The sequence below is a fragment of the Bacillus sp. ISL-55 genome (assembly GCF_018613155.1).
Taxonomy (GTDB): domain Bacteria; phylum Bacillota; class Bacilli; order Bacillales; family Cytobacillaceae; genus Mesobacillus.
The window spans coordinates 1-20,559 of the sequence record NZ_JAGGQU010000031.1 but is presented as its reverse complement, the minus strand read 5'-3'; the positions used below and the strand labels follow the sequence as shown (position 1 = coordinate 20,559).

At 40.8% G+C, this 20,559-nt stretch carries 19 protein-coding genes and 1 other annotated feature; of the genes, 16 read left to right on the top strand and 3 right to left on the bottom strand.

Annotation, left to right across the window (positions count from 1 at the left end):
- Nucleotides 1-394: 394 nt before the first annotated feature.
- From J7E32_RS14880 to J7E32_RS14845, 8 genes are all read left to right on the top strand, one after another.
- Nucleotides 395-1,048, top strand: a complete 654-nt coding sequence (locus tag J7E32_RS14880; protein ID WP_214908660.1) for a DUF2268 domain-containing putative Zn-dependent protease — start codon at nt 395-397, stop codon at nt 1,046-1,048.
- 173 nt (nt 1,049-1,221) lie between these two features.
- Nucleotides 1,222-2,244 (top strand): ABC transporter ATP-binding protein, encoded by a 1,023-nt coding sequence (locus tag J7E32_RS14875; protein WP_214908658.1) that lies wholly within the window; start codon nt 1,222-1,224, stop codon nt 2,242-2,244.
- Entirely contained in the window at nt 2,244-3,230 is a 987-nt protein-coding gene (locus J7E32_RS14870; protein ID WP_214908656.1) for an ABC transporter ATP-binding protein, read from the top strand. Before J7E32_RS14875 ends, J7E32_RS14870 begins: the two co-directional genes overlap by 1 nt.
- Nucleotides 3,231-3,274: 44 nt before the next feature.
- Nucleotides 3,275-4,996 carry an oligopeptide ABC transporter substrate-binding protein gene (gene opp4A, locus J7E32_RS14865; protein ID WP_214908654.1) on the top strand — a complete coding sequence of 574 codons (1,722 nt, stop codon included), beginning with the start codon at nt 3,275-3,277 and terminating at the stop codon, nt 4,994-4,996.
- Between the two features lie 37 nt (nt 4,997-5,033).
- The gene (gene opp4B, locus J7E32_RS14860) at nt 5,034-5,999 is read left to right on the top strand and encodes an oligopeptide ABC transporter permease (protein WP_214908652.1); all 966 of its coding nucleotides are present in this window, start codon (nt 5,034-5,036) and stop codon (nt 5,997-5,999) included.
- Between the two features lie 11 nt (nt 6,000-6,010).
- Nucleotides 6,011-6,919: an oligopeptide ABC transporter permease gene (opp4C, locus tag J7E32_RS14855; RefSeq protein ID WP_214908650.1), complete on the top strand. Its 909-nt coding sequence runs from the start codon at nt 6,011-6,013 to the stop codon at nt 6,917-6,919.
- A 968-nt stretch (nt 6,920-7,887) separates the two neighbouring features.
- Nucleotides 7,888-8,121: a YuzI family membrane protein gene (locus J7E32_RS14850; RefSeq protein ID WP_286183280.1), complete on the top strand. Its 234-nt coding sequence runs from the start codon at nt 7,888-7,890 to the stop codon at nt 8,119-8,121.
- 82 nt (nt 8,122-8,203) lie between these two features.
- Nucleotides 8,204-8,950, top strand: coding sequence for a YjbA family protein (locus J7E32_RS14845; RefSeq protein ID WP_041968157.1), 747 nt, complete (start codon nt 8,204-8,206; stop codon nt 8,948-8,950).
- A 48-nt stretch (nt 8,951-8,998) separates the two neighbouring features.
- Here the strand turns inward: J7E32_RS14845 and trpS are convergent, their stop codons facing one another.
- Together trpS and J7E32_RS14835 are read right to left on the bottom strand one after the other, a co-directional pair.
- On the bottom strand, nt 8,999-9,991 hold the full coding sequence (gene trpS / locus J7E32_RS14840) for a tryptophan--tRNA ligase (RefSeq protein ID WP_214908979.1): 993 nt from the start codon (nt 9,989-9,991) through the stop codon (nt 8,999-9,001).
- Between the two features lie 108 nt (nt 9,992-10,099).
- Nucleotides 10,100-10,327: a binding site (T-box leader), on the bottom strand.
- Nucleotides 10,328-10,389: 62 nt separating this feature from the next.
- Nucleotides 10,390-10,755 (bottom strand): DUF3899 domain-containing protein, encoded by a 366-nt coding sequence (locus J7E32_RS14835; protein ID WP_214908648.1) that lies wholly within the window; start codon nt 10,753-10,755, stop codon nt 10,390-10,392.
- A gap of 272 nt (nt 10,756-11,027) precedes the next feature.
- On the opposite strand from J7E32_RS14835, the gene J7E32_RS14830 reads away from it, so the two are divergent.
- From J7E32_RS14830 to J7E32_RS14805, 6 genes are all read left to right on the top strand, one after another.
- Entirely contained in the window at nt 11,028-12,731 is a 1,704-nt protein-coding gene (locus J7E32_RS14830) for a peptide ABC transporter substrate-binding protein (protein ID WP_214908646.1), read from the top strand.
- A 139-nt stretch (nt 12,732-12,870) separates the two neighbouring features.
- Complete coding sequence (opp3b, locus tag J7E32_RS14825; RefSeq protein WP_214908644.1) at nt 12,871-13,800, top strand: oligopeptide ABC transporter permease; 930 nt, start codon at nt 12,871-12,873, stop codon at nt 13,798-13,800.
- Complete coding sequence (gene opp3C, locus J7E32_RS14820; RefSeq protein WP_214908642.1) at nt 13,800-14,828, top strand: oligopeptide ABC transporter permease; 1,029 nt, start codon at nt 13,800-13,802, stop codon at nt 14,826-14,828. The genes opp3b and opp3C overlap by 1 nt, the downstream gene beginning before the upstream one ends.
- An 18-nt stretch (nt 14,829-14,846) precedes the next feature.
- Nucleotides 14,847-15,881 (top strand): ABC transporter ATP-binding protein, encoded by a 1,035-nt coding sequence (locus tag J7E32_RS14815; RefSeq protein WP_214908640.1) that lies wholly within the window; start codon nt 14,847-14,849, stop codon nt 15,879-15,881.
- A gap of 21 nt (nt 15,882-15,902) precedes the next feature.
- Entirely contained in the window at nt 15,903-16,844 is a 942-nt protein-coding gene (locus tag J7E32_RS14810) for an ABC transporter ATP-binding protein (protein ID WP_214908638.1), read from the top strand.
- 193 nt (nt 16,845-17,037) lie between these two features.
- On the top strand, nt 17,038-18,237 hold the full coding sequence (locus J7E32_RS14805; RefSeq protein WP_353654057.1) for a putative glycoside hydrolase: 1,200 nt from the start codon (nt 17,038-17,040) through the stop codon (nt 18,235-18,237).
- Between the two features lie 175 nt (nt 18,238-18,412).
- On the opposite strand, the gene J7E32_RS14800 is transcribed toward J7E32_RS14805, so the two are convergent.
- Nucleotides 18,413-18,598: a hypothetical protein gene (locus tag J7E32_RS14800; protein ID WP_214908629.1), complete on the bottom strand. Its 186-nt coding sequence runs from the start codon at nt 18,596-18,598 to the stop codon at nt 18,413-18,415.
- 211 nt (nt 18,599-18,809) lie between these two features.
- Between J7E32_RS14800 and J7E32_RS14795 the strand changes: the two genes are divergently transcribed.
- On the top strand, nt 18,810-19,379 hold the full coding sequence (locus tag J7E32_RS14795) for a GNAT family N-acetyltransferase (RefSeq protein ID WP_214908627.1): 570 nt from the start codon (nt 18,810-18,812) through the stop codon (nt 19,377-19,379).
- Between the two features lie 433 nt (nt 19,380-19,812).
- On the top strand, nt 19,813-20,208 hold the full coding sequence (spxA, locus tag J7E32_RS14790; RefSeq protein ID WP_102261879.1) for a transcriptional regulator SpxA: 396 nt from the start codon (nt 19,813-19,815) through the stop codon (nt 20,206-20,208).
- Nucleotides 20,209-20,559 lie beyond the last annotated feature (351 nt).

The window sequence follows — 20,559 nt, the reverse complement described above, 5'->3', positions numbered from 1 at the left end:
GCTATACATTTCTATTTCGGTCCGCACAATGAAGTCAAAGAACGACTTCCCTGGTCGGCCCTCTGAGGCACAGGACGTGCAGACCCGTCAGCCACAGGATGTGGCGTTATAGGCGGGCAGCGCTTGTCGGGGCTGAACGAGGCGCTTGCGCTTTTTGTTAAAGTTGGGAAAATTTTTGATAATGATCAGGGCATCTCAGAACTATTGGCCGCTACTTTCATAGAATAGCTGTAGAAATTGATTTCTTCGGAGGGAAAGCAATGGGGTAGTCAAGACTAATACATGGTTAGAAACTGAATTCAACAGTCCACACCGGATATGTGAAAAGCTGAGTGATTATTTTGAAGGTGAGGTTGATTCCAAAAAAATATACAGCTATTTAAAAAACTTCGGCATGTACAAGCCGGACCGCAAAACCAAAAAGACGCTGGAAGAGCTGGAGGCAGCTAAGTTTTGGTCAGTGACAGAAGGAATTTTTAACAAGTATAAAAGAAAATGGCAAGGCCCGGATATCCCAATCTTTATCTTTCCCCTGGATCAATCGAATACAAAGTTAATGAGAGAAGGGAAAGGGAAATCCGGACTATCTTTTATTGATAAAATGTTTCTCTTCTTGACACCGATAAACGATGAGAAAGAACTGGAAGCATTATTTGTCCACGAATACCATCATGTATGCCGGATGCAGGCACAAAAGAAAAATCCTGAGGAATATAACCTCCTTGATTCAATTATTTTAGAAGGCCTAGCGGAGCATGCAGTTGCCGAAAATTGCGGTGAAAAATATACAGGAGAATGGAGCAGGCGATATTCGACAAAAGTTTTGGCTGAATTTTGGGAAAAAGAGCTAGAGGAGAAGCTCTCAATCCAGAGGAATGATCGTCAGCATGATGAAATTTTGTTTGGATTAAGAGGCCGGCCTACGCTTCTAGGCTATGCAATTGGCTATGAAATTGTAAAACAATATAAACAACATGGATATTTTACTGAAAAAGCATCATTTAAGCTTCCTTCCACTGAATTTACAAAGTTAATAAAATTTCAATAAATATAAAAACTAAAAAAACCCTGTCATACCGGGTTTTTTGCTATTTCTAAAAAATAATAAATTTCCCAATTGAAAAAAAAGTATTGCAAATGTAATAAATCTGTAATAACATTTTATTAAAATATATCGAATTTACAGAATATTTTATTATTTAAATGTGAGAAGGTGTCCCAATGAGCAACTATTCAATACATAAAGATGCACCTTTGCTAGAAGTCAAGAACCTTGAGACAGCATTTGATATCGATGGTGAATTTTACAATGCTGTAGACAAGGTCAGTTTTGCTGTCAAACCAAGGCAGATTGTCGGGGTTGTTGGCGAATCAGGGTGCGGAAAATCAGTTATGAGCCTTTCAGTCATGCAACTCCTGCCAAAAGGGGTTGGCAAAATTCGCGGAGGGGAAATCGTTTTCGAGGGAGTTCACTTGGAAAAGATGTCCGAAAAGGAAATGAATAAAATCCGCGGGCGCGATATTTCGATGATCTTCCAGGAACCAATGACATCAATGAACCCTGTTTTCACAATCGGATTCCAGCTTCAGGAAGTATTGTTCAACCATACGAACATTTCCAAAGCAGAAGCAAGACAAAAAAGCGTTGCGCTGCTGAAGAGTGTTGGTATATCACGACCTGAAAAAATTGTGGATGAATATCCACACCAACTTTCAGGCGGTATGAGACAAAGGGTCATGATAGCGATGGCAATCGCCAACCAGCCAAAGCTGTTGATCGCAGATGAACCTACCACAGCGCTGGATGTTACAGTACAAGCCCAAATACTCGACTTGCTAAAGAGTATACAGGAAGTAAATGATATGTCAGTTATCATGATTACGCATGACCTTGGCGTTGTTGCGGAGATGTGTGATGAAGTCATCGTAATGTACGCAGGCCGCATCGTTGAACGAGCTGATGTCGATACACTCTTCTATAACCCTAAACATCCTTATACAGAACTGATGATGGGTGCCATTCCGAAAATGGACGAGGAAAAAGAAGAATTGAGCTCGATCAAGGGGATTGTCCCGTCACTTAAGAATATGCCGGCAACTGGTTGCCGATTCGCAAACCGCTGTCCGAAAGCAATGCCAGAGTGTACAAGTATCACTCCACAGCTTGGAGAAATCGAGCAAGGACATGAAGTGGCGTGCATTCTATATGAAGCAAGTATGCCAAAAGAAGGGGTTAAGGCATAATGAGCAATACAACTTTAGTAGAAAAAGAGAATCTGCTGGAAATTAGGAATCTAAAAACCTACTATCCTGTAAAAGGCGGCTTTTTCCGCCGTACAGTCGGTAATGTTAAGGCTGTAGATGATGTTTCATTCGAAATTAAAAAGGGTGAGACACTGGGGCTTGTAGGAGAATCAGGCTGCGGTAAATCTACAACAGGCAGGACAATCATCCGCCTGCTGAATGCAACAGAAGGCGAAATTATCTTTGAAGGCAAGGATATCACTAAACTTAGAGGCAAGACACTCCAGTCGATCCGCCAGGATATCCAGATGGTCTTCCAGGATCCTTATGCTTCGCTGAACCCGATGCAAATGGTCGGGGACATTGTTTCAGAACCTATAAGGAACTTCAAGAGTGCGAGCCTGAAGGACCTCAAAAATGAAGTAATGGATTTATTAACAAAAGTTGGTCTTCCAGAAGATGCTTACTATAAATATGCCCATGAATTTTCAGGAGGGCAGAGACAAAGGATCGGAATTGCCAGGGCGCTGGCGCTACGACCGAAGCTTATCATCGCAGATGAGCCGGTATCAGCACTGGACGTGTCCGTACAGTCCCAGGTCCTCAATCTTTTGAAGGAGCTTCAGAAGGAATTTGATCTGACTTTCTTATTTATCGCTCATGACCTTAGTGTCGTTAAGCATATGAGTGACCGGATCGGCGTAATGTATCTCGGCAATATGGTAGAAATTGCTGATCGCAACAGCATGTATGCTGAGCCGCTCCACCCATATACACAGGCTTTAATCTCAGCCATTCCAATGCCGGATCCACGCAGGAAGAAGGAAAGGATCGTACTTGAAGGAGATGTTCCAAGTCCATTGAATCCTCCGACAGGATGTCCATTCCATCCGCGCTGCCCAGCTGCGATGGCAGAGTGTTCTCAAGTGAAGCCAGCTTTAAAGGAGGTGAAGCCAGGACACCGAGTTGCTTGCCACCTTTACTAGGGCAATAATTTTTACAAAAATATAAGAAAAATGGGGGGAAAACCATGAAGAAACCATTGCTTTGGCTAGCTATGCTAGTATTGGTTTTATCAACATTCCTTGCTGCGTGCAGCGGAGGAGACACTAAGAAGACGACAACTGATCCAAAAGAAGACGACAAGGACAACGCAGCAGAAGAAACAGGACCGCAAGATGGCGGTACATTGACTTACGCTTTAAGTTCTGAATTCAAAGGCCTTTTGAACTGGAACTTCTACGATGCTGATGGAGACGATGACATCATCGCATTCTTCGACGATGCATTGATCGACTATGATGAAAACCTTAAAGCAGAACCAAACATCGCTAGCTGGACTACTGATGACAACAAGGTTTTCACATTCACATTTGAAAAAGGCGTAAAATGGCACAATGGCGAAGAACTTACAGTTCATGACTGGGTATTCGCTCTTGAAACAATCGCTACTCTTGGTGGAGAACACCAGCGCTGGTCTAACGTTAACACAATCGAAGGTGCTAAGGACTTCAACGAAGGAAAGACTGACAAGATTGCTGGTCTTGAAGTAGTTGATGACTATACTTTAAAAATCACTTTTGACAAAGCTCGTGTAAACAACCTTGAGAACGTCTGGGCTTACCCTCTTTCTCGCAAGGAATTCGAAGGAATCGCTCCTAAAGACATGGCTGCTTCTGAGCAGGTACGTACTAAGCCTGTAGGAACTGGTCCATTCAAAGTTGCAAAAGTTATCCCTGGTGAATCAGTAGAACTAGTTAAGAACGAAAACTACTGGAAAGGTGCTCCGCACTTAGACAAGATCGTTGTTAAAGTTATCGATTCTTCACTTACTACTGGAGAACTTAAGAATGGAACTCTTGACATGACTCCATTCCACCCAACAGTTCTTCCGGAAGTAGAAGCTCTTGATAATGTTGAAGTAGTAAAATTCCCTGGCTTATCTTACTACTATATCGGTTTCAAACTTGGTAAATACGATGGCAAGAAAAACGTAATGGACAAGCCTAAATACCAAAGTAAAGAACTTCGTCAAGCAATGCTTTTCGCAATCAACCGCGAAGAGTGGGTTAAAGCTTTCTTTAGCGGACTTGGTCAGCCACTTAACCGTCCGATCCCATCTGCACACTGGATTGCTGCAGATAACAAAGATATGCCTGTACAATACGAATACAACCCAGAAAAAGCGAAAGAAATTCTTGATAAAGCTGGTTACGTAGATAAGGATGGAGACGGATTCCGTGAAGATCCTAAAGGCGAGAAGTTCGTTGTTAAGTTCTCTCACTATGCTACTGGCAACCCAACTTTCGAAGCACGTGCAAAAGCTATGACTCAGTACTGGGAAGAAGTTGGTTTGAAGTCTGAGCTTCAAATGACTGACGTTAACCTTTACTATGATCAACTTGAAAAAGACGATCCAGCTCTAGAAGTATTCTACGGCGGATGGGGAACTGGAGCAGACCCAGATCCACTACCACTTTGGGGTATTGAATCTGTTTGGAACTACCCTCGTTGGGTAAATGAAGATGCTCAAAAGCTTCTTGAAGATGCTGTTGACCTAGAAGTAGTTGGAACTGACACTGAAAAGCGTGCACAGCTTTATGCTGACTGGCAGAAGATTTTCAACGAAGAAGTACCATCACTTCCAATCCTTGAGCTAGAAGAAGTTATGGCTGTTGCTAAGCGCGTTCAAGGTGTGAAATACGACGTTTCTGGTTCTAACTCACCTCATGAATGGTGGATCAAGCAATAATCAATAAGTACCACCTATTCAGTTAAGGAGAATGCATATGCTTAAATACAGTTTACGACGCATACTCGGCATGATTCCTATGCTTTTCCTTATCTCTATTGTAGTGTTTTCCCTGGCGAAACTTATGCCAGGGGACTCACTCAGTGGGGAGATTGATCCGAACAATACGGATCCGGCATACATAGAGGAGATGCGCGAGAAGCTCGGTTATAATGACCCAGTCCACATTCAATATTTCACATGGATCACAAATTTCATGCAGGGAGACTTCGGGAAATCAACCCGTTATAAAATCCCGGCAAGTGAAATTATCGGAGAACGTCTGCCCAATACGATATTCTTAGGTTTTTCAAGTATTCTAATCACTTATGTTCTAGCATTTATCATGGGTATTTATGCCGGAAGGAAGCCATATACACTTGGCGATAATGTCATAGGTACCGCAAACTATATTGGATTGGCGCTGCCTTCATTTGTTGCAGGGGTGTTCGCAATCTATTTCTTCTCATTCACTTTGGGATGGTTCCCATCCAATGGATCCGTGGATATTTCAACAACAGAAGGTACAGCTGCATATTGGTTAAGCAGGGTACACCATGTGTTCTTACCTGCAATGGTTTTAGGATTACTGAGTACTGCAAGCTATACGCAATTCCTGCGTAATGACATTATAGAAAACAGCCGTAAGGATTTTGTAAGAACGGCACGAGCAAAAGGAACACCTGAAAAGAAAATTTACAATCAGCATATTTTGCGCAATTCAATCATCCCGCTGATTACATTCCTTGGATTTGATATCGTAGCGTTGGTCGGTGGAGCGATCATCACAGAAACGATTTTCACTTATCCGGGAATCGGTCAATTATTCTTGAACTCTGTCAGCCAGAGAGACTATCCAGTCTTAATGACCCTGACAATGATGTTCTCATTCTTGACACTGTTTGGTAACCTGGTTGCAGATATTCTATACGGAATTGTTGATCCAAGGATCAGGCTTGATTAAGGAGGATGGCTATGGAAGTTTCTACAGCAAAAAATACACAGATAAACCTGAAGCCGGAAAAAGGCATGTCTCCTTGGGCCATCGCTAGAAGAAAATTTGTGAAAAACAAGTTAGCGATGACAAGCTTGGTCTTCTTGTTATTGGTAATGATTGTCTCTTTCCTGGCTCCATACATTACAACAACAGATATCACAAAAATCAACATTGGCTCAATGTCCCTAAAGCCATCTGCAGAACACTGGCTTGGAACGGACAAAAACGGCCGTGACGTTTTTACCAGATTGTTATACGGCGGAAGGGTATCACTCTTAGTCGGAATTAGCTGTACACTATTCGTAATCTTTTTCGGAACAATTGTAGGGTCGATCGCAGGATACTTCGGCGGAATCGTTGACAGCATGCTCATGCGTTTTACGGACTTCGTCTTGAACTTCCCATTCCTGGTTTTCGTTATCGTATTGGCTACAATTTTCCATGGTAAAGTCAATGGTCTTGTTATCCTGATCATGGTAATCAGCTTGCTGAGCTGGGGCGGGGTAGCCAGGATTGTCCGAAGCAAGATTTTAGCAGAGAAGGAGAATGAATACATTCTAGCTTCCATCTCAATCGGATGTTCACCATTCAAAGTAATTACAAAGCATTTACTGCCGAACGTCCTTTCAACAATCATCGTACAGGCAACAATCCTGTTCGCTTCCATGATTGTCGCAGAAACAGGACTAAGCTTCTTAGGATTCGGTGTACCTTCCGAGATTCCATCTTGGGGTAACATGCTAGCATTCGCGAATGAACCAGACGTATTACAAGGAAAGCCGTGGATCTGGATTCCACCAGCACTTGCCATCACACTCACGATCTTGTCAATCAACTTCGTAGGTGAAGGCCTAAAAGATGCATTGAATCCAAGATCACGCCGTTAAAAAATCTACCATACTAAGGTAGATTTTTTATTTTGTCTATTTTTCTATTTGAGGGATGAGGGACAACTTATAATATTCGTGGAACAATCAAGTTGGTTATATTAATAACTGGATTTTTTGGAATGTCCGAAACCACTCCATGTTCAGACAAAACAGCGTTAGGAACAGTAAGAAATGTTCGAAGAGACCCCCAGTTCGGCCAAAACAGCGGTTTGAAATGCACAAAATGTCCGAAGAGACCCCATGTTCAGCCAAAACAGCGGTTGGAATAGCATGAAATGTTCGAAGTGCCCCCATGTTCAGACAAAGCAGCGGTTGGAACAGCATGAAATGTCCGAAGTCACCCCATGTTCAGACAAAGCAGAGATTGGAACAGCATGAAATGTCCGAAGAGACCCCATGTTCAGACAAAACAGCGGTTGAAATCGCATGAAATGTCCGAAATCACCCCATCTTCAGACAAAACAGAGATTGGAACAGCATGAAATGTCCGAAGTCACCCCATGTTCAGCCAAAGCAGAGATTGGAACAGCATGAAATGTCCGAAGAGACCCCAAGTTCAGACAAAACAGAGATTGGAACAGCATGAAATGTCCGAAGTCACCCCATGTTCAGACAAAACAGCGTTTGGAACAGCATGAAATGTCCGAAGAGCCCCCAAGTTCGACCAAAACAGCGGTTTGAAATGCATGAAATGTTCGAAGAGCCCCCATGTTCAGACAAAGCAGCGGTTGGAACAGCATGAAATGTACGAAGTCACCCCATTTACGGCAAAACATTAGAGTAGTTAGACCGAAATACATGCTCAAAATAATTCCTATAAGACACAGCAGCATTTTTCAATTATTGGGCGTTTGTCTTCAGGTACATTTAAATCAGCTTTCAGTACTTTCCTGCCAACTCCTTTCATATATATGTTAAAAATGGACAGGCCGGGGTGAGGGAAGTGAGTGGTATGAATTTCTGTTATGAAGAGAGTCAATCTGATGATTTTTAGATTGTTTGTTTTGACGATTGGTTTTGGACTGGCTGTATCAGGAGGGATCAGTTCAATCGCTTATTTGAATTTGATTGTAGCTGGGCACGGTCTGGATGAGTATTTGGCTTTTATATCGCGGAGAGTGGAGTGCTACTTTCTGCCGGCTGGAGTCGGAATCATATGGTTAAGCATTTATTGGCCTCATAATAATGATATAAATTGATCTTCCTTTTAAGGAATATTTTTACTTAGTGATGCCCATACTGATGGACAAACAGTTTCTTGAAGTGAGGGGTTATAAAATCATGTTGTATCTTCATGATGTCTGGGTAAACTGGTTCGAAGGGGAAGAGAACGGCTATAATGTCTGCCATTTCCACGAATGGAGGAAGGACGATGGGGTTGAGCTGCTTGACCAGGTGCCGCTCCTTAAAATTGACCATCTGTTATTTAATTACATTGAGAATGATTTATCAGAGTTGCCTCAACAGCTTCTGGATGACATTTACCGTAAGGCATATTTGAGGAAAAACCATGAACGAACACAGCTTGATTACTGTTTCGTTGTTTCAGATGGAACTGGCATACTGGCTGTTGACACCATCGGATATAATATCCCAATCCGAAAGAGCAGGCTTATCCCGCGCCAGGAGCAGCTGGTGTACGAAATGATTGAGAATCAGGATACGATCCAGTATGGATTCAATGACCAAAGTGCCTTAAAGGACTTCCATATCTTATCACCTGCTCCGGATTTAATGAGAGGGCTGACGCGTAAGGAAAGGCAGCTGAAGCAATTATTGTTCATGGCCATGGATCAGTTGAGTTCCTCTAAAAATGTGGCTGAAGTCCGTTACTGGTTCACTGAATGGAAGCCTGAATTATATGAAGAGATTCAACGCCTTGGATTTGAAGAAGTATGGGAACGCTTATTTGAAGAGACTAAATTTGGCTGGTCACATAAACACGAGAAGTTTTGTGAAAACATCATCAAGGGGCAATCCTTTTTCGAAAAGCTTTGGGAAATGGAGCACGGCCCTAAAGTAAATTGATAACTATTAAAAAAAAAGGAGCTGACATCGTGTCAGCTCCTTTTTGTCTTATCTGCGCTTGCGTCCAAGACCCATCGCATTCTCCATTTTCTTCAGCATTTTGTTCGCGACAAAGTTTGCTTTATCAGCACCACGGTCAAGAATTTCATCTAACTCTGGTGAATCGATAAGCTCGTAATATTTCTTCTGAATTGGTTCAATAACATCGACAACTACCTTCGCAAGGTCTCCCTTGAAGTCTCCGTAACCTTTACCTTCATATTCCTTTTCAATATCAACAATTGCTTTGCCGGTCAGGATAGAATAGATGGATAAGAGATTTGAGATGCCAGGCTTGTTCTCTTTATCATATTTTACGATACCCTCTGAGTCAGTTACAGCACTCTTGATTTTCTTTTCGATTTGCTTAGGGTCGTCAAGCATAGAGATGAAAGCCTTGTTGTTAGGATCTGATTTGCTCATTTTCTTCAATGGATCCTGTAAAGACATAACTCTTGCTCCGACTTTAGCGATTCGAACTTCTGGAATCGTAAAAATGTCATTGTATTTCTTATTGAATCGTTCAGCTAAATCCCTTGTCAACTCTAAATGCTGCTTTTGGTCCTCGCCGACTGGCACGAGATTTGTATTATATAGAAGAATGTCGGCTGCCATTAACGGGGGATACGTTAAAAGACCAGCTGAGACAGCTTCTTTCCCAGTGGATTTATCCTTGAATTGGGTCATCCTTTCAAGCTCACCTATATAGGCGACGCATTGCATCATCCATCCAGCCTGAGCATGTGCAGGTACTTCCGATTGGATGAATAATGTTACTTTTTCAGGATCGATCCCTGAAGCGATGTACAACGCTGCAAGACTCTTGATATTTTTGCGAAGCTGCAAGCGGTCCTGCGGGACAGTAATTGCGTGCTGGTCAACAATACAGAAATAGCAGTTATATTCTTCCTGCAGTTCTGTGAATTGCTTCATTGCGCCGATATAGTTGCCAAGTGTGATGGTACCGCTCGGCTGGATGCCAGAAAAAATAGTCTCCATGATAAATTCCTCCTACAAGTATATATCTTGTTCTCATTCTGTCTGAATTTATTTACAGTAACTAAAAATACAGAAGAAAAAAGAACACAAAAAAGACCATTCGCCCTAAATTCTAGGGACGAATGGTCCGTGTTGCCACCCTAATTACTCACGAATGAGTCACTCTGCCCATGCCTCATTTAAGCATGGATTCCTTTAACGCAGGAATACGCCTGGATTTACTTAAGTTCAAACCAGAAGCTTAAAAGTCCATTCCAATTGCCAGGCTGTTTGTTTTCACCAACCACAAACTCTCTGAAAGCCTTGAACAAGTGTACTACTCTTCATCATCGCTTTTAATCCTTTATTAAAAATGATTATAATAAAATCAATCATGATAAGCAAGAGTACCAGTAGGATTTTTAAAGATAATAAATGTAGAGGGCGGCAATCATTAAGAAAAAGTCTAACAATCCAACCATTAAAAGTGGATTCGCATTAATGGTAACCAGTTCGGATAAAGGAGTCATCTCATCAAAAGATTTCTTTTTTCCACCTTCTTCTTTTCCGGCGAAAACAGTTCTGAATGAATAGGAGATGGCATCAAAAAAACCAGAGTTAACTGTAAATACTATTAATGATGATAAAAGCAGGATGCTTGCAATGTAAAAAGAAATATTTATATAACTTAGCAAAGATATTCTTTGCTGATAGACAAGTGAAAGAATAAAAACCAGCACTTGAGAACCAAAAAATCCATAAAAAATTTTCCCAAATCTATTACGCATTTTTCTAAATCTCCCTTATATTGTTATTTTATAAAAGTAATTTTGAGAATAAATCTTCAAAAATAATCAAATATTACAATAAGTAACACCGTGATTTTGCCCGCAAAAGGCTTATAAGTCACTATTATAACACAAATCAAGGAGGAAATTTATTACTATTGTTTCAAAGTTGTAAATTTTTCGCGCAAAAATATTGAACATTTAATTTAATCTATGTATAATAGGGAATGTAAAAAGTTTTCAGAAAACAATAATAAAGAGGGGGCATAACTTTGAAAAAGTCAAAATTTTCATTGCTTTTAGTTTTGACTCTAGTATTCTCGTTAATCCTGTCTGCTTGTAGCGGCGGAGATAAGGATACTGGAAAAGACGAGCCTGGTGACGAAGGAACAACAGGCGAAGAAACTGCTAATGTACCACAAGAATTAAGAATGTTGGATTCTTCTGCGATTCCAACAATGGACACAGTCCTTGCTGAAGGTTCTACAAGTTTCACTTACATAAACAACGTAGGTGAAGGTCTTTACCGCCTTGACCAGAACCACAAGCCAGTTCCTGCACTTGCAGATGGCGAGCCTGAAATCAGTGATGACAACCTTGTCTACACTTTCAAGCTAATTGACTCAAAATGGTCTAATGGCGAGCCTGTAACAGCTCACGATTTCGTATTTGCTTGGCAGCGCGCTATCGACCCTGCAACTGCTTCTCCTTATGGTCCTTACATGATGGGTGGCAAGATCAAGGGTGCTGAAGCAATCACAGAAGCTGGTTCTAAGAAACAGCCTTATGATGTAACTACACTTGGCGTTAAAGCACTTGACGACAAGACTTTGGAAGTAACTCTTGAAAAGCCGATTGCTTACTGGCAAGACCTTTTCGCTTTCCCAACATTCTACCCGCAAAACCAAAAGTTTGTTGAAGAGAAAGGCGAAGCTTATGCAAGCAATGCTGAAAACTTACTTTACAACGGTCCATTCGTAATGGAAACTTGGGAAAGTACTGACGCTGAAGAGTGGGTACTAACTAAGAACCCTAACTACCACAATGCTGATCAAGTTAAACTTGAAAAGATCACTGTAAACGTTGTTAAAGATTCTAACTCTGCTGTAAACGCTTTTGAAGCAGGCGAAACAGATATGACAGGATTGCTTTCTTCGGATTTAGTTCCTTCATACGAAGGTGACGAGCGCATGCTTAGCTGGATGGAAGCAACTGTTTTCTGGATCAAGATGAACCAGAAGAACGAAGCGCTAGCTAACGTGAACATCCGTAAAGCAATCGCGATGGGCTTCAATAAGGAAGACCTTGCTGCTAGCATCCTGAACAATGGTTCAGTTGCTGCGAACTACTTTGTACCAAAAGATTTCGTAACTCTTGATGGTGAAGATTTCCGTGAAAAGAACGGCGACCTGATTGTTTTCAATGCTGAAGAAGCTAAGAAATATTGGGAAACTGGTCTTAAGGAACTTGGTGTTGATAAGTTAGAACTTCGCTACCTTGGTGGAGACACTGAAGCAGCTAAGAAGACTGATGCTTACATCAAGAACCAGTTGGAAACAAACCTTCCTGGTTTGACAATCAATCTTGAAAGTGTTCCTTTCGCAATTCGTCTAGAGCGTGACAACGCTATGGATTATGATCTTCAATTCGCTGGATGGGGTCCTGACTATGGTAACGCATTATCGTTCACTGACCTTTGGATCACTGATGGCGGAAGCAACAGAATGGGTTACTCAAATGAGAAATACGATCAGTTGATCAAGGATGCTCAAGGCAAACTTGCTACTGACGAAAAAGCTCAATGGGAAGCACAGCAGGAAGCTGAAAGAATCATGCTTGAAGAAGATGCTGGTCTAGCACCTGTTTACCAGCGTGCAGCTAACATCCTTCTTAACCCTAAAGTAAAAGGGCTTGTACAATACAACTACGGTCCTGACTACTCATTCCAGTGGATAACAATTGAAGGCGAAGAATAATAACTGAAGAAATTTCTTATTTCAGAGTGTAATAATTCTGAGGATAGAAAGAGAGTATATCTAGATATACTCTCTTTTTCCCTGTATAGCAATTGTCGAATAATAGGGAAAATTGAAATATTACAGGAGGTGCACCCATATGGCAAAATACCTGTTAAAAAGGGTACTTTACATGTTTTTGACTCTTTTCATCATTGCGTCCCTAACATTTTTCTTAATGAAAATCATCCCAGGTACGCCTTTTGCTAGTGCCAACAAGTTAAGCCCAGCACAAATGGAAATCATGAAAGCGAAATATGGTCTTGACCAGCCGGTACCTGTGCAGTATGCCAAGTATCTTGGAAACCTGCTGCAAGGGGATTTAGGGGTTTCCTTTCAGTTCAATAACAGGTCTGTTACAGATATGATCATCGGTCGTCTTGGCCCATCCATGCAGCTAGGTGGTCAAGCAATGGTTTTAGGAACAATTATCGGTATTTTACTCGGTATATTTGCGGCACTAAGACAAAATACTTGGGTCGACTATAGCTCAACATTTATAGCAGTATTAGGTAAATCCATTCCAAACTTTGTGTTCGCTGGATTACTACAATATTATGTTGCGGTAAAACTAGGCTGGTTCCCGGTACTTTTCTGGCGAGGATTTGAGTACACAATCCTTCCAACCATAGCTCTGTCCATGCTGCCGATCGCTATCGCTGCCCGATTCATGAGAACAGAAATGATTGAGGTTTTAGGTTCTGACTATATCATGCTGGCAAAAGCTAAAGGTGCGAGTTTCTTTGAGATTGCGTTTAAGCATGCTTTAAGAAACGCGTTAATTCCGTTGGTTACGGTTTTAGGACCTTTGGCAATCTCATTGATGACGGGTTCACTAGTAATTGAAAAGATTTTCGCGATTCCTGGTCTTGGTGAGCAGTTCGTATCATCTATTACACTTAATGATTACCCTGTTATTATGGGAACAACCATTTTATTTGCTGCATTATTTGTAGTTATCATCCTTGTTGTGGATATTCTTTATGGAATTATCGATCCACGCATCAGGCTGTCTGGAGGTAATAAGTAATGGCTGACTTTGAAACGAAAATTCCAAAAGATCGTTTTAGGCCGGCGGAAATCGATTCGGCCAAGAGCGAGGAAATTAATAAGCCAAGCTTAACTTTCTGGCAAGATGCTTGGATGCGTGTCCGCAAGAATAAGGGTGCGCTTGTAAGTTTGATAGTTATGGCGATATTGATTATTATGGCATTCCTTGGACCTGTGATCAGCGGCAAGGAATTCGACACACAAAATGTAAGGCATAACAATTTGCCGCCTAAAATCCAGGGACTCGAAAATATCAGCTGGCTTCCGTTTGACGGTATAAAGGTAAATAAAGCCGGAAAAGAAATCGATATGTATGAAGTCAAAAAAGTAGACGAATATTATTGGTTTGGTACTGATACTTTAGGACGCGATTTATTCACACGTGTCTGGAAGGGTACGCAAATCTCCTTGTACATTGCGCTTTTGGCTGCAGTCATTGATATGATAATTGGTGTTGCTTATGGCGCCATATCTGGTTATTACGGCGGAAGATTGGATAACGTGATGCAGAGGATTACCGAAATCCTAGTAGGTATTCCGACGATGATTGTTGTTATATTGATGATTCTTGTGTTGAAGCCTGGTATTATATCCATTACTGTTGCCTTGACGATTACAGGATGGGTAGGAATGGCCCGTGTGGTACGTGCCCAGACGCTGAAGCTTAAGGAGCAGGAATATGTACTCGCTTCTAAAACCCTCGGAAACAGCGATGGCAAAATTATTTCTAAACACTTATTGCCAAACCTTGCTGGTGTCATTATTATCAATACAATGTTCACGATTCCAAATGCGGTATTCTTTGAAGCGTTCTTAAGCTTTATCGGACTTGGTCTTCAAGATCCATATGCGTCACTTGGGACATTGATTGATGAAGGTTTTAAAGTGCTAAGATTGCACCCACATGAGATGATAATTCCAGCTATTATCATCAGTGTCATCATGATTACGTTCAATATGCTGGCAGACGGATTGCGCGATGCGCTTGATCCGAAAATGCGCGATTAAGGGGCAGGTGAATGTATTATGGAAAATATTTTAGAAGTTAAGGATTTAAATATATCCTTCCATACATTCGCGGGCGAAGTTAAGGCGATCCGCGGTGTGAACTTTGAACTGAAAAAGGGAGAAACCCTTGCAATAGTCGGTGAGTCAGGATCTGGAAAATCAGTAACAACTAAAGCAATCATGAGGTTGCTCCCTCCTGGCAATTCAGAAATCAAGCAGGGAGAGATATTGTTTGAAGGTAAAGATTTAACTCAACTGACCGACAAGCAAATGCAGAAAATTCGTGGACAGGATATCTCGATGATATTCCAGGACCCGATGACATCCCTAAATCCAACAATGACTGTTGGTAAACAGATTATGGAACCACTGATCAAGCATCAGAATATGAGTAAATCAGCGGCAAGCGAACGTGCTCTACAACTCTTAAAGCTAGTAGGTATTCCGAAACCAGAATTGCGTATCAAACAATACCCGCACCAATTTTCAGGCGGTATGAGACAAAGGGTTGTAATCGCAATTGCTTTGGCATGTAACCCAAAAGTCCTGATTGCTGATGAGCCTACAACAGCTTTGGATGTTACGATCCAGGCACAGATTTTGGAACTTATGAAAGATTTGCAGAAAAAAATTGATACTTCAATTATTTTCATCACTCATGACCTTGGAGTTGTAGCTAACGTAGCTGACCGTGTAGCAGTCATGTATGGTGGTAAAATTGTCGAAATTGGTACTGTGGATGAAGTATTCTACAACCCGCAGCATCCTTATACTTGGGGATTGATCAGTTCAATGCCAAGCCTGGATGCTAAAGAAGAGGAACTTTATGCAATTCCTGGTACGCCGCCAAACTTGTTGCATCCGCCAAAAGGTGATGCATTTGCGCCTCGTAATGAATACGCTATGCAAATCGACTTAGAGGAACAGCCTCCAATGTTTAAAGTGTCTGATACACATTATGCTGCTACATGGCTGTTGCATCCAGATGCTCCTAAGGTAGAACCGCCGGAAGCTGTGAAAAGCAGAATGCGTAAATTCATGGGCACGAAATAACTGTAGGAGGAGGACTGGCTGATGGAAAATAGAGAAAAGCTTCTTGAAATAAAGAATCTGAAGCAATACTTCAATATGGGTCAACCTAATGAAGTAAAGGCGATTGACGGAATTACTTTTGATATCTTTAAAGGAGAAACTCTTGGATTGGTTGGAGAATCAGGCTGTGGCAAGTCCACAACTGGCCGAACAATCATCAGGCTTTATGAAGCAACAGATGGAGAGGTCCTTTACAAAGGAGAAAACGTACACGGCAAGAAAAACAAAAAAGATTTGAAGAAATTTAACAGAAGTATGCAAATGATTTTCCAGGATCCTTATGCTTCCTTGAACCCAAGGATGAAGGTTTCTGATGTTATTGCTGAAGGCATTGACATTCATGGTCTTGCAAAAAGCAATAAAGAAAGAATGGAAATGGTATATGAACTGCTTGAAACAGTTGGATTAAATAGAGAACACGCCAACCGTTATCCTCATGAGTTTTCAGGTGGACAGAGGCAGCGTATCGGAATTGCACGTGCTCTTGCTGTGCAGCCTGAATTTATTATCGCAGACGAACCAATTTCCGCTCTAGACGTTTCCATCCAGGCTCAGGTTGTCAACCTGATGAGGAAATTGCAGCGTGAAAAAGGTTTAACATACTTGTTTATAGCACATGATCTTTCAATGGTAAAATATATCAGCGATCGAATTGGTGTAATGTACTTTGGTAAGCTGGTTGAGTTAACAACAGCTGAAGAACTATACAAGAACCCGCTTCATCCCTACACTCAATCTTTATTATCAGCTATACCGCTTCCAGATCCAGAATCTGAGCGAACGCGACGACGCAAAACCTATGATCCAAATGTACATCAGTATGCAGATGGAGAAGAAGTGAAAATGCGCGAAGTTGTTCCTGGTCACTATGTTTATTGCTCAGAAAAAGAACTGAAACAATACCAGCAGCAACATGTCAAATAAACTTAACGATCTCTTATTTTGAGATCGTTTTTTTTTTAATTGATTGTTTTGGTGTTCAGGGAATAAATTCCATGTAAAAAATTTAATCTATAATATCTAATTCTGTCGAAAGTGGGTAAAATAGAATTATAGATTCATATTATAGAGAAAGATATTTTTAGAGTAGGCGTACGTTTTGAAAGGAGAGGTGTTTGTGCAGTTTAAAAAAATCGCAGCAGCAGCGTTATTGGCTGCCTCTTTTTCACAAGCAGGAGGTATAGTCTTTGCAGAGTCAAACGCACATGAAACAGAAAAACTTCCGGTCAGGGAACATCAGTCATTGGTTAGGGAAGTTCCAAAGCAGATGCCAAGGTTCAAATTCGATTCAGGGTACACATTTGAATATCCTGACGCGGTAAGGGGAATCTATGTAACTGGCAACTCAGCAGGAGGAGAGAGGTTTAATAGTCTTACCAAACTTGTTGATGAGACTGATTTAAATGCAATGGTAATTGATATAAAAGAAGACCACGGCTATCTTACATACCAACCAGACGAGGATTCTCCTTTCAAAGAGATTGGGAAGCCTTATATTAAAGATCCGAAGAAACTATTGAAAACTTTGGAGGAAAAACAGATATATCCTATTGCAAGGGTAGTAGTTTTCAAAGATACCGCCCTGGCAAACCAGAAGCCGGAATGGTCATATAAAGATGGAAACCAGGTTTGGAAAAATGGCAGAGGAGAATCGTTCGTAAATCCTTTTGTTAAGGAAGTTTGGGATTACAACGTTCAAATTGCAATCGAAGCAGCGAAAATGGGTTTCCAGGAAATCCAATTTGATTATGTGCGGTTTCCTGAGGGATTTGAAAAGAGAGATGCTGAGCTTCAATATTCAATGGGTGATTATAAGGATGTAGAAATGGATAATGTGCAAAAAAGGGTTAAAGCAGTGACTGATTTCGTAGCATACGCTCGAGAAGAGCTAAAGCCTTACGATGTAAAAGTTTCTGTTGATATCTTTGGCTATACGGCGACACTCCCTGAAGCACCAGGAATCGGACAGAACTTTTCAAAAATATCAGAGAATGTGGATGTCATCTCTTCGATGATTTATCCAAGCCATTGGACATCTTATTTTGGGATTGCCAAGCCTGACAAAGAGCCATACCGTCTCGTTGAGGAATACGCGAAAATGGAAACACAGAAACTTGCTGAATTAAAAACACCGCCTGTATCACGTCCTTGGCTTCAGGACTTCACAGCCTCCTGGTTAGGCAGTGGAAATTACCTTGTCTATGGGAAAAAGGAAGTCGAAGACCAAATCAGGGCCTTGAAGGATCAGGGAATCAACGAATATTTATTATGGAACGCTAGCAACAGATACTCACCAAATGTTGATTACACACCATAACCTGGATGGAGAATAGCGGCCCCGATTAGAGATGGAGCTGGACTATTCTCAAGGTGGAAAATTAATACTTCATGAAACTATACAAAAAGCCTGGAATGGTTAAAATCGTTCCGGGCTTTTCATATCATTAGATTATCGATATCAAAATAAGTTATAATAACAGTTGGGATGTGGATTACTTCTTGCTGCCGCCGACATTTTTCCAACCAGTTTGCAAACTAGTTGATTGATCGACGAATTCATTTCTTTTATTTCCACTAAAGAATCTGGTTCCTATTCCATTGGTAATCACACCAATTGTCGCGGTAATGCCCACAATCAGTAAAGCAACGATAGTTAAATCCATTATGTAACCGCCCATGATAAACCTCCACCTTTTTTTTCACTAAGTCTTGAATAGTGATTTTGTGATAAATATAATTCATGATCCCCGTACATCTTTATTTTAAAAGAATTGCCGGTGTATTAAAAGAACTTTATAAAGAAAAAATAATACAAGTATTATGATCATGATTATATAAGAAAAGCTGGGTGCTTATCAGGAAGGAATAAAAATAAAAAGGAGATAAGCAATGCATTGGTATGAGAAGTTAAATCAGTATTTCCCGATTGAGGAAATGAAATCAAAAGAACATATGGAAACACTTTTAAAGGAAAGACCAGAGATTTACCATAAGGATGAAGGTCCAGGACATGTCCTCATGTATGTTGAAACGGATGATTTTGTTTTCATCGATTACCTTTTTGTCTCTAAGACGACGCGAGGTCAGGGACTAGGCCATAAGCTGATCGAGAAGCTGAAGGAAAAGGGTAAACCGATTATTCTTGAGGTTGAACCAGTTAATTATGAGGATACAGATACGGAAAAACGTCTTCGTTTTTACAAACGGGAAGGCTTTGAACATGCAAGGACGATTGGTTACAGACGGAGGTCTCTAGCAACGAAGGAAATCAATGAAATGGAAATCCTTTACTGGTCTCCGGACGAGGCTGCAGAGGATTTAGTATATGAGTCGATGAAAAAGACCTACAATATGATTCATACTTATAAAGATAAAAAGTTTTACGGAGAATCCTACCAGCCAGTTGAGGAAGTCTTAACTGTGGAAGACAAAAGGGATGATTTGCTCCAGGATATCTAAGTCAAGAGCGCAACCATTGTTTCTAACATGGTTGCGTTTTCATTATGGTTGAATTAAATGAGAATAAATTTTTTTGAATTCAAGGGGTTTAAGTCTTATACAATCGGGTAAATATAATTAAATTATGAAAATGAGACCCTAACGGACATAAACAAGTTGAATTGTACGAATATTTATATAGATTTAGATCAGAAGGTGATAAAAAATATAAATTATAATGAAACTTTTTTCAATTTCGTTCGTTATATATAGAGAAGGGCAAAAATATCCTTACATAAATACCCGGAATAAATTATGAAAAGGGATACCTTTTATTAAATCCATAGTGTATAATAAACAATATGAATTATAAAATTAAACTTATTATTATTTAAGAAATGACAGCTCATTATTGCAAATAATATAAGTAAATCTAAGGGAGTGTGAATTACCAATGGTCACTTTATACACTTCACCAAGTTGTACCTCTTGCAGAAAGGCAAAGTCATGGCTTGAAGAACATGAGATTCCATATTCTGAAAGAAACATATTCTCAGAGCCATTATCTATCGATGAAATAAAGGAAATTCTCCGAATGACCGAAGATGGAACGGATGAGATTATTTCTACCCGCTCGAAGACTTTCCAAAAGCTTGATGTGAATTTGGAAACCATGCCTCTACAAGAACTGTTTGAGGTTATCAAAGAAAATCCTGGCTTGCTTCGCCGCCCGATCATCATTGATGAAAAGCGCCTGCAGGTTGGCTACAATGAAGACGAAATCAGACGATTCCTGCCGCGTAAGGTGCGTACTTTCCAATTGCGCGAAGCTCAGCGTTTAGTCAATTAAATATAGCAAAGCTAAGCTCCCTTTTGGGGGCTTTTTATTTTAGTTTGGGAAATTATAAAATTATTTAGGTGTGGATAACTGCATGTAGTTTTCTTAATCCAGCTTCAGCGTCTAGCCCCTCGAGTCGCTTGTCTAGCTGCGGCTCCTAACTCCTCGAGACGTTTCGGTCCTGCCAATGAAGTCAAAGAGCGACTTCACTGTCAGGTCCTCCAACGCTTGTCGGAGTTGGGCAGTCGCCTCCGCTTTTCGAATTGTCTAGTGTCGCCTCCTAGAAACTCCGAAACTTCAACTCCGCCGGCAGAAGCAAAAAGCGCTTCTTTGTCGAAGTCTCCAGTTTCTGCGTTTCTGGAC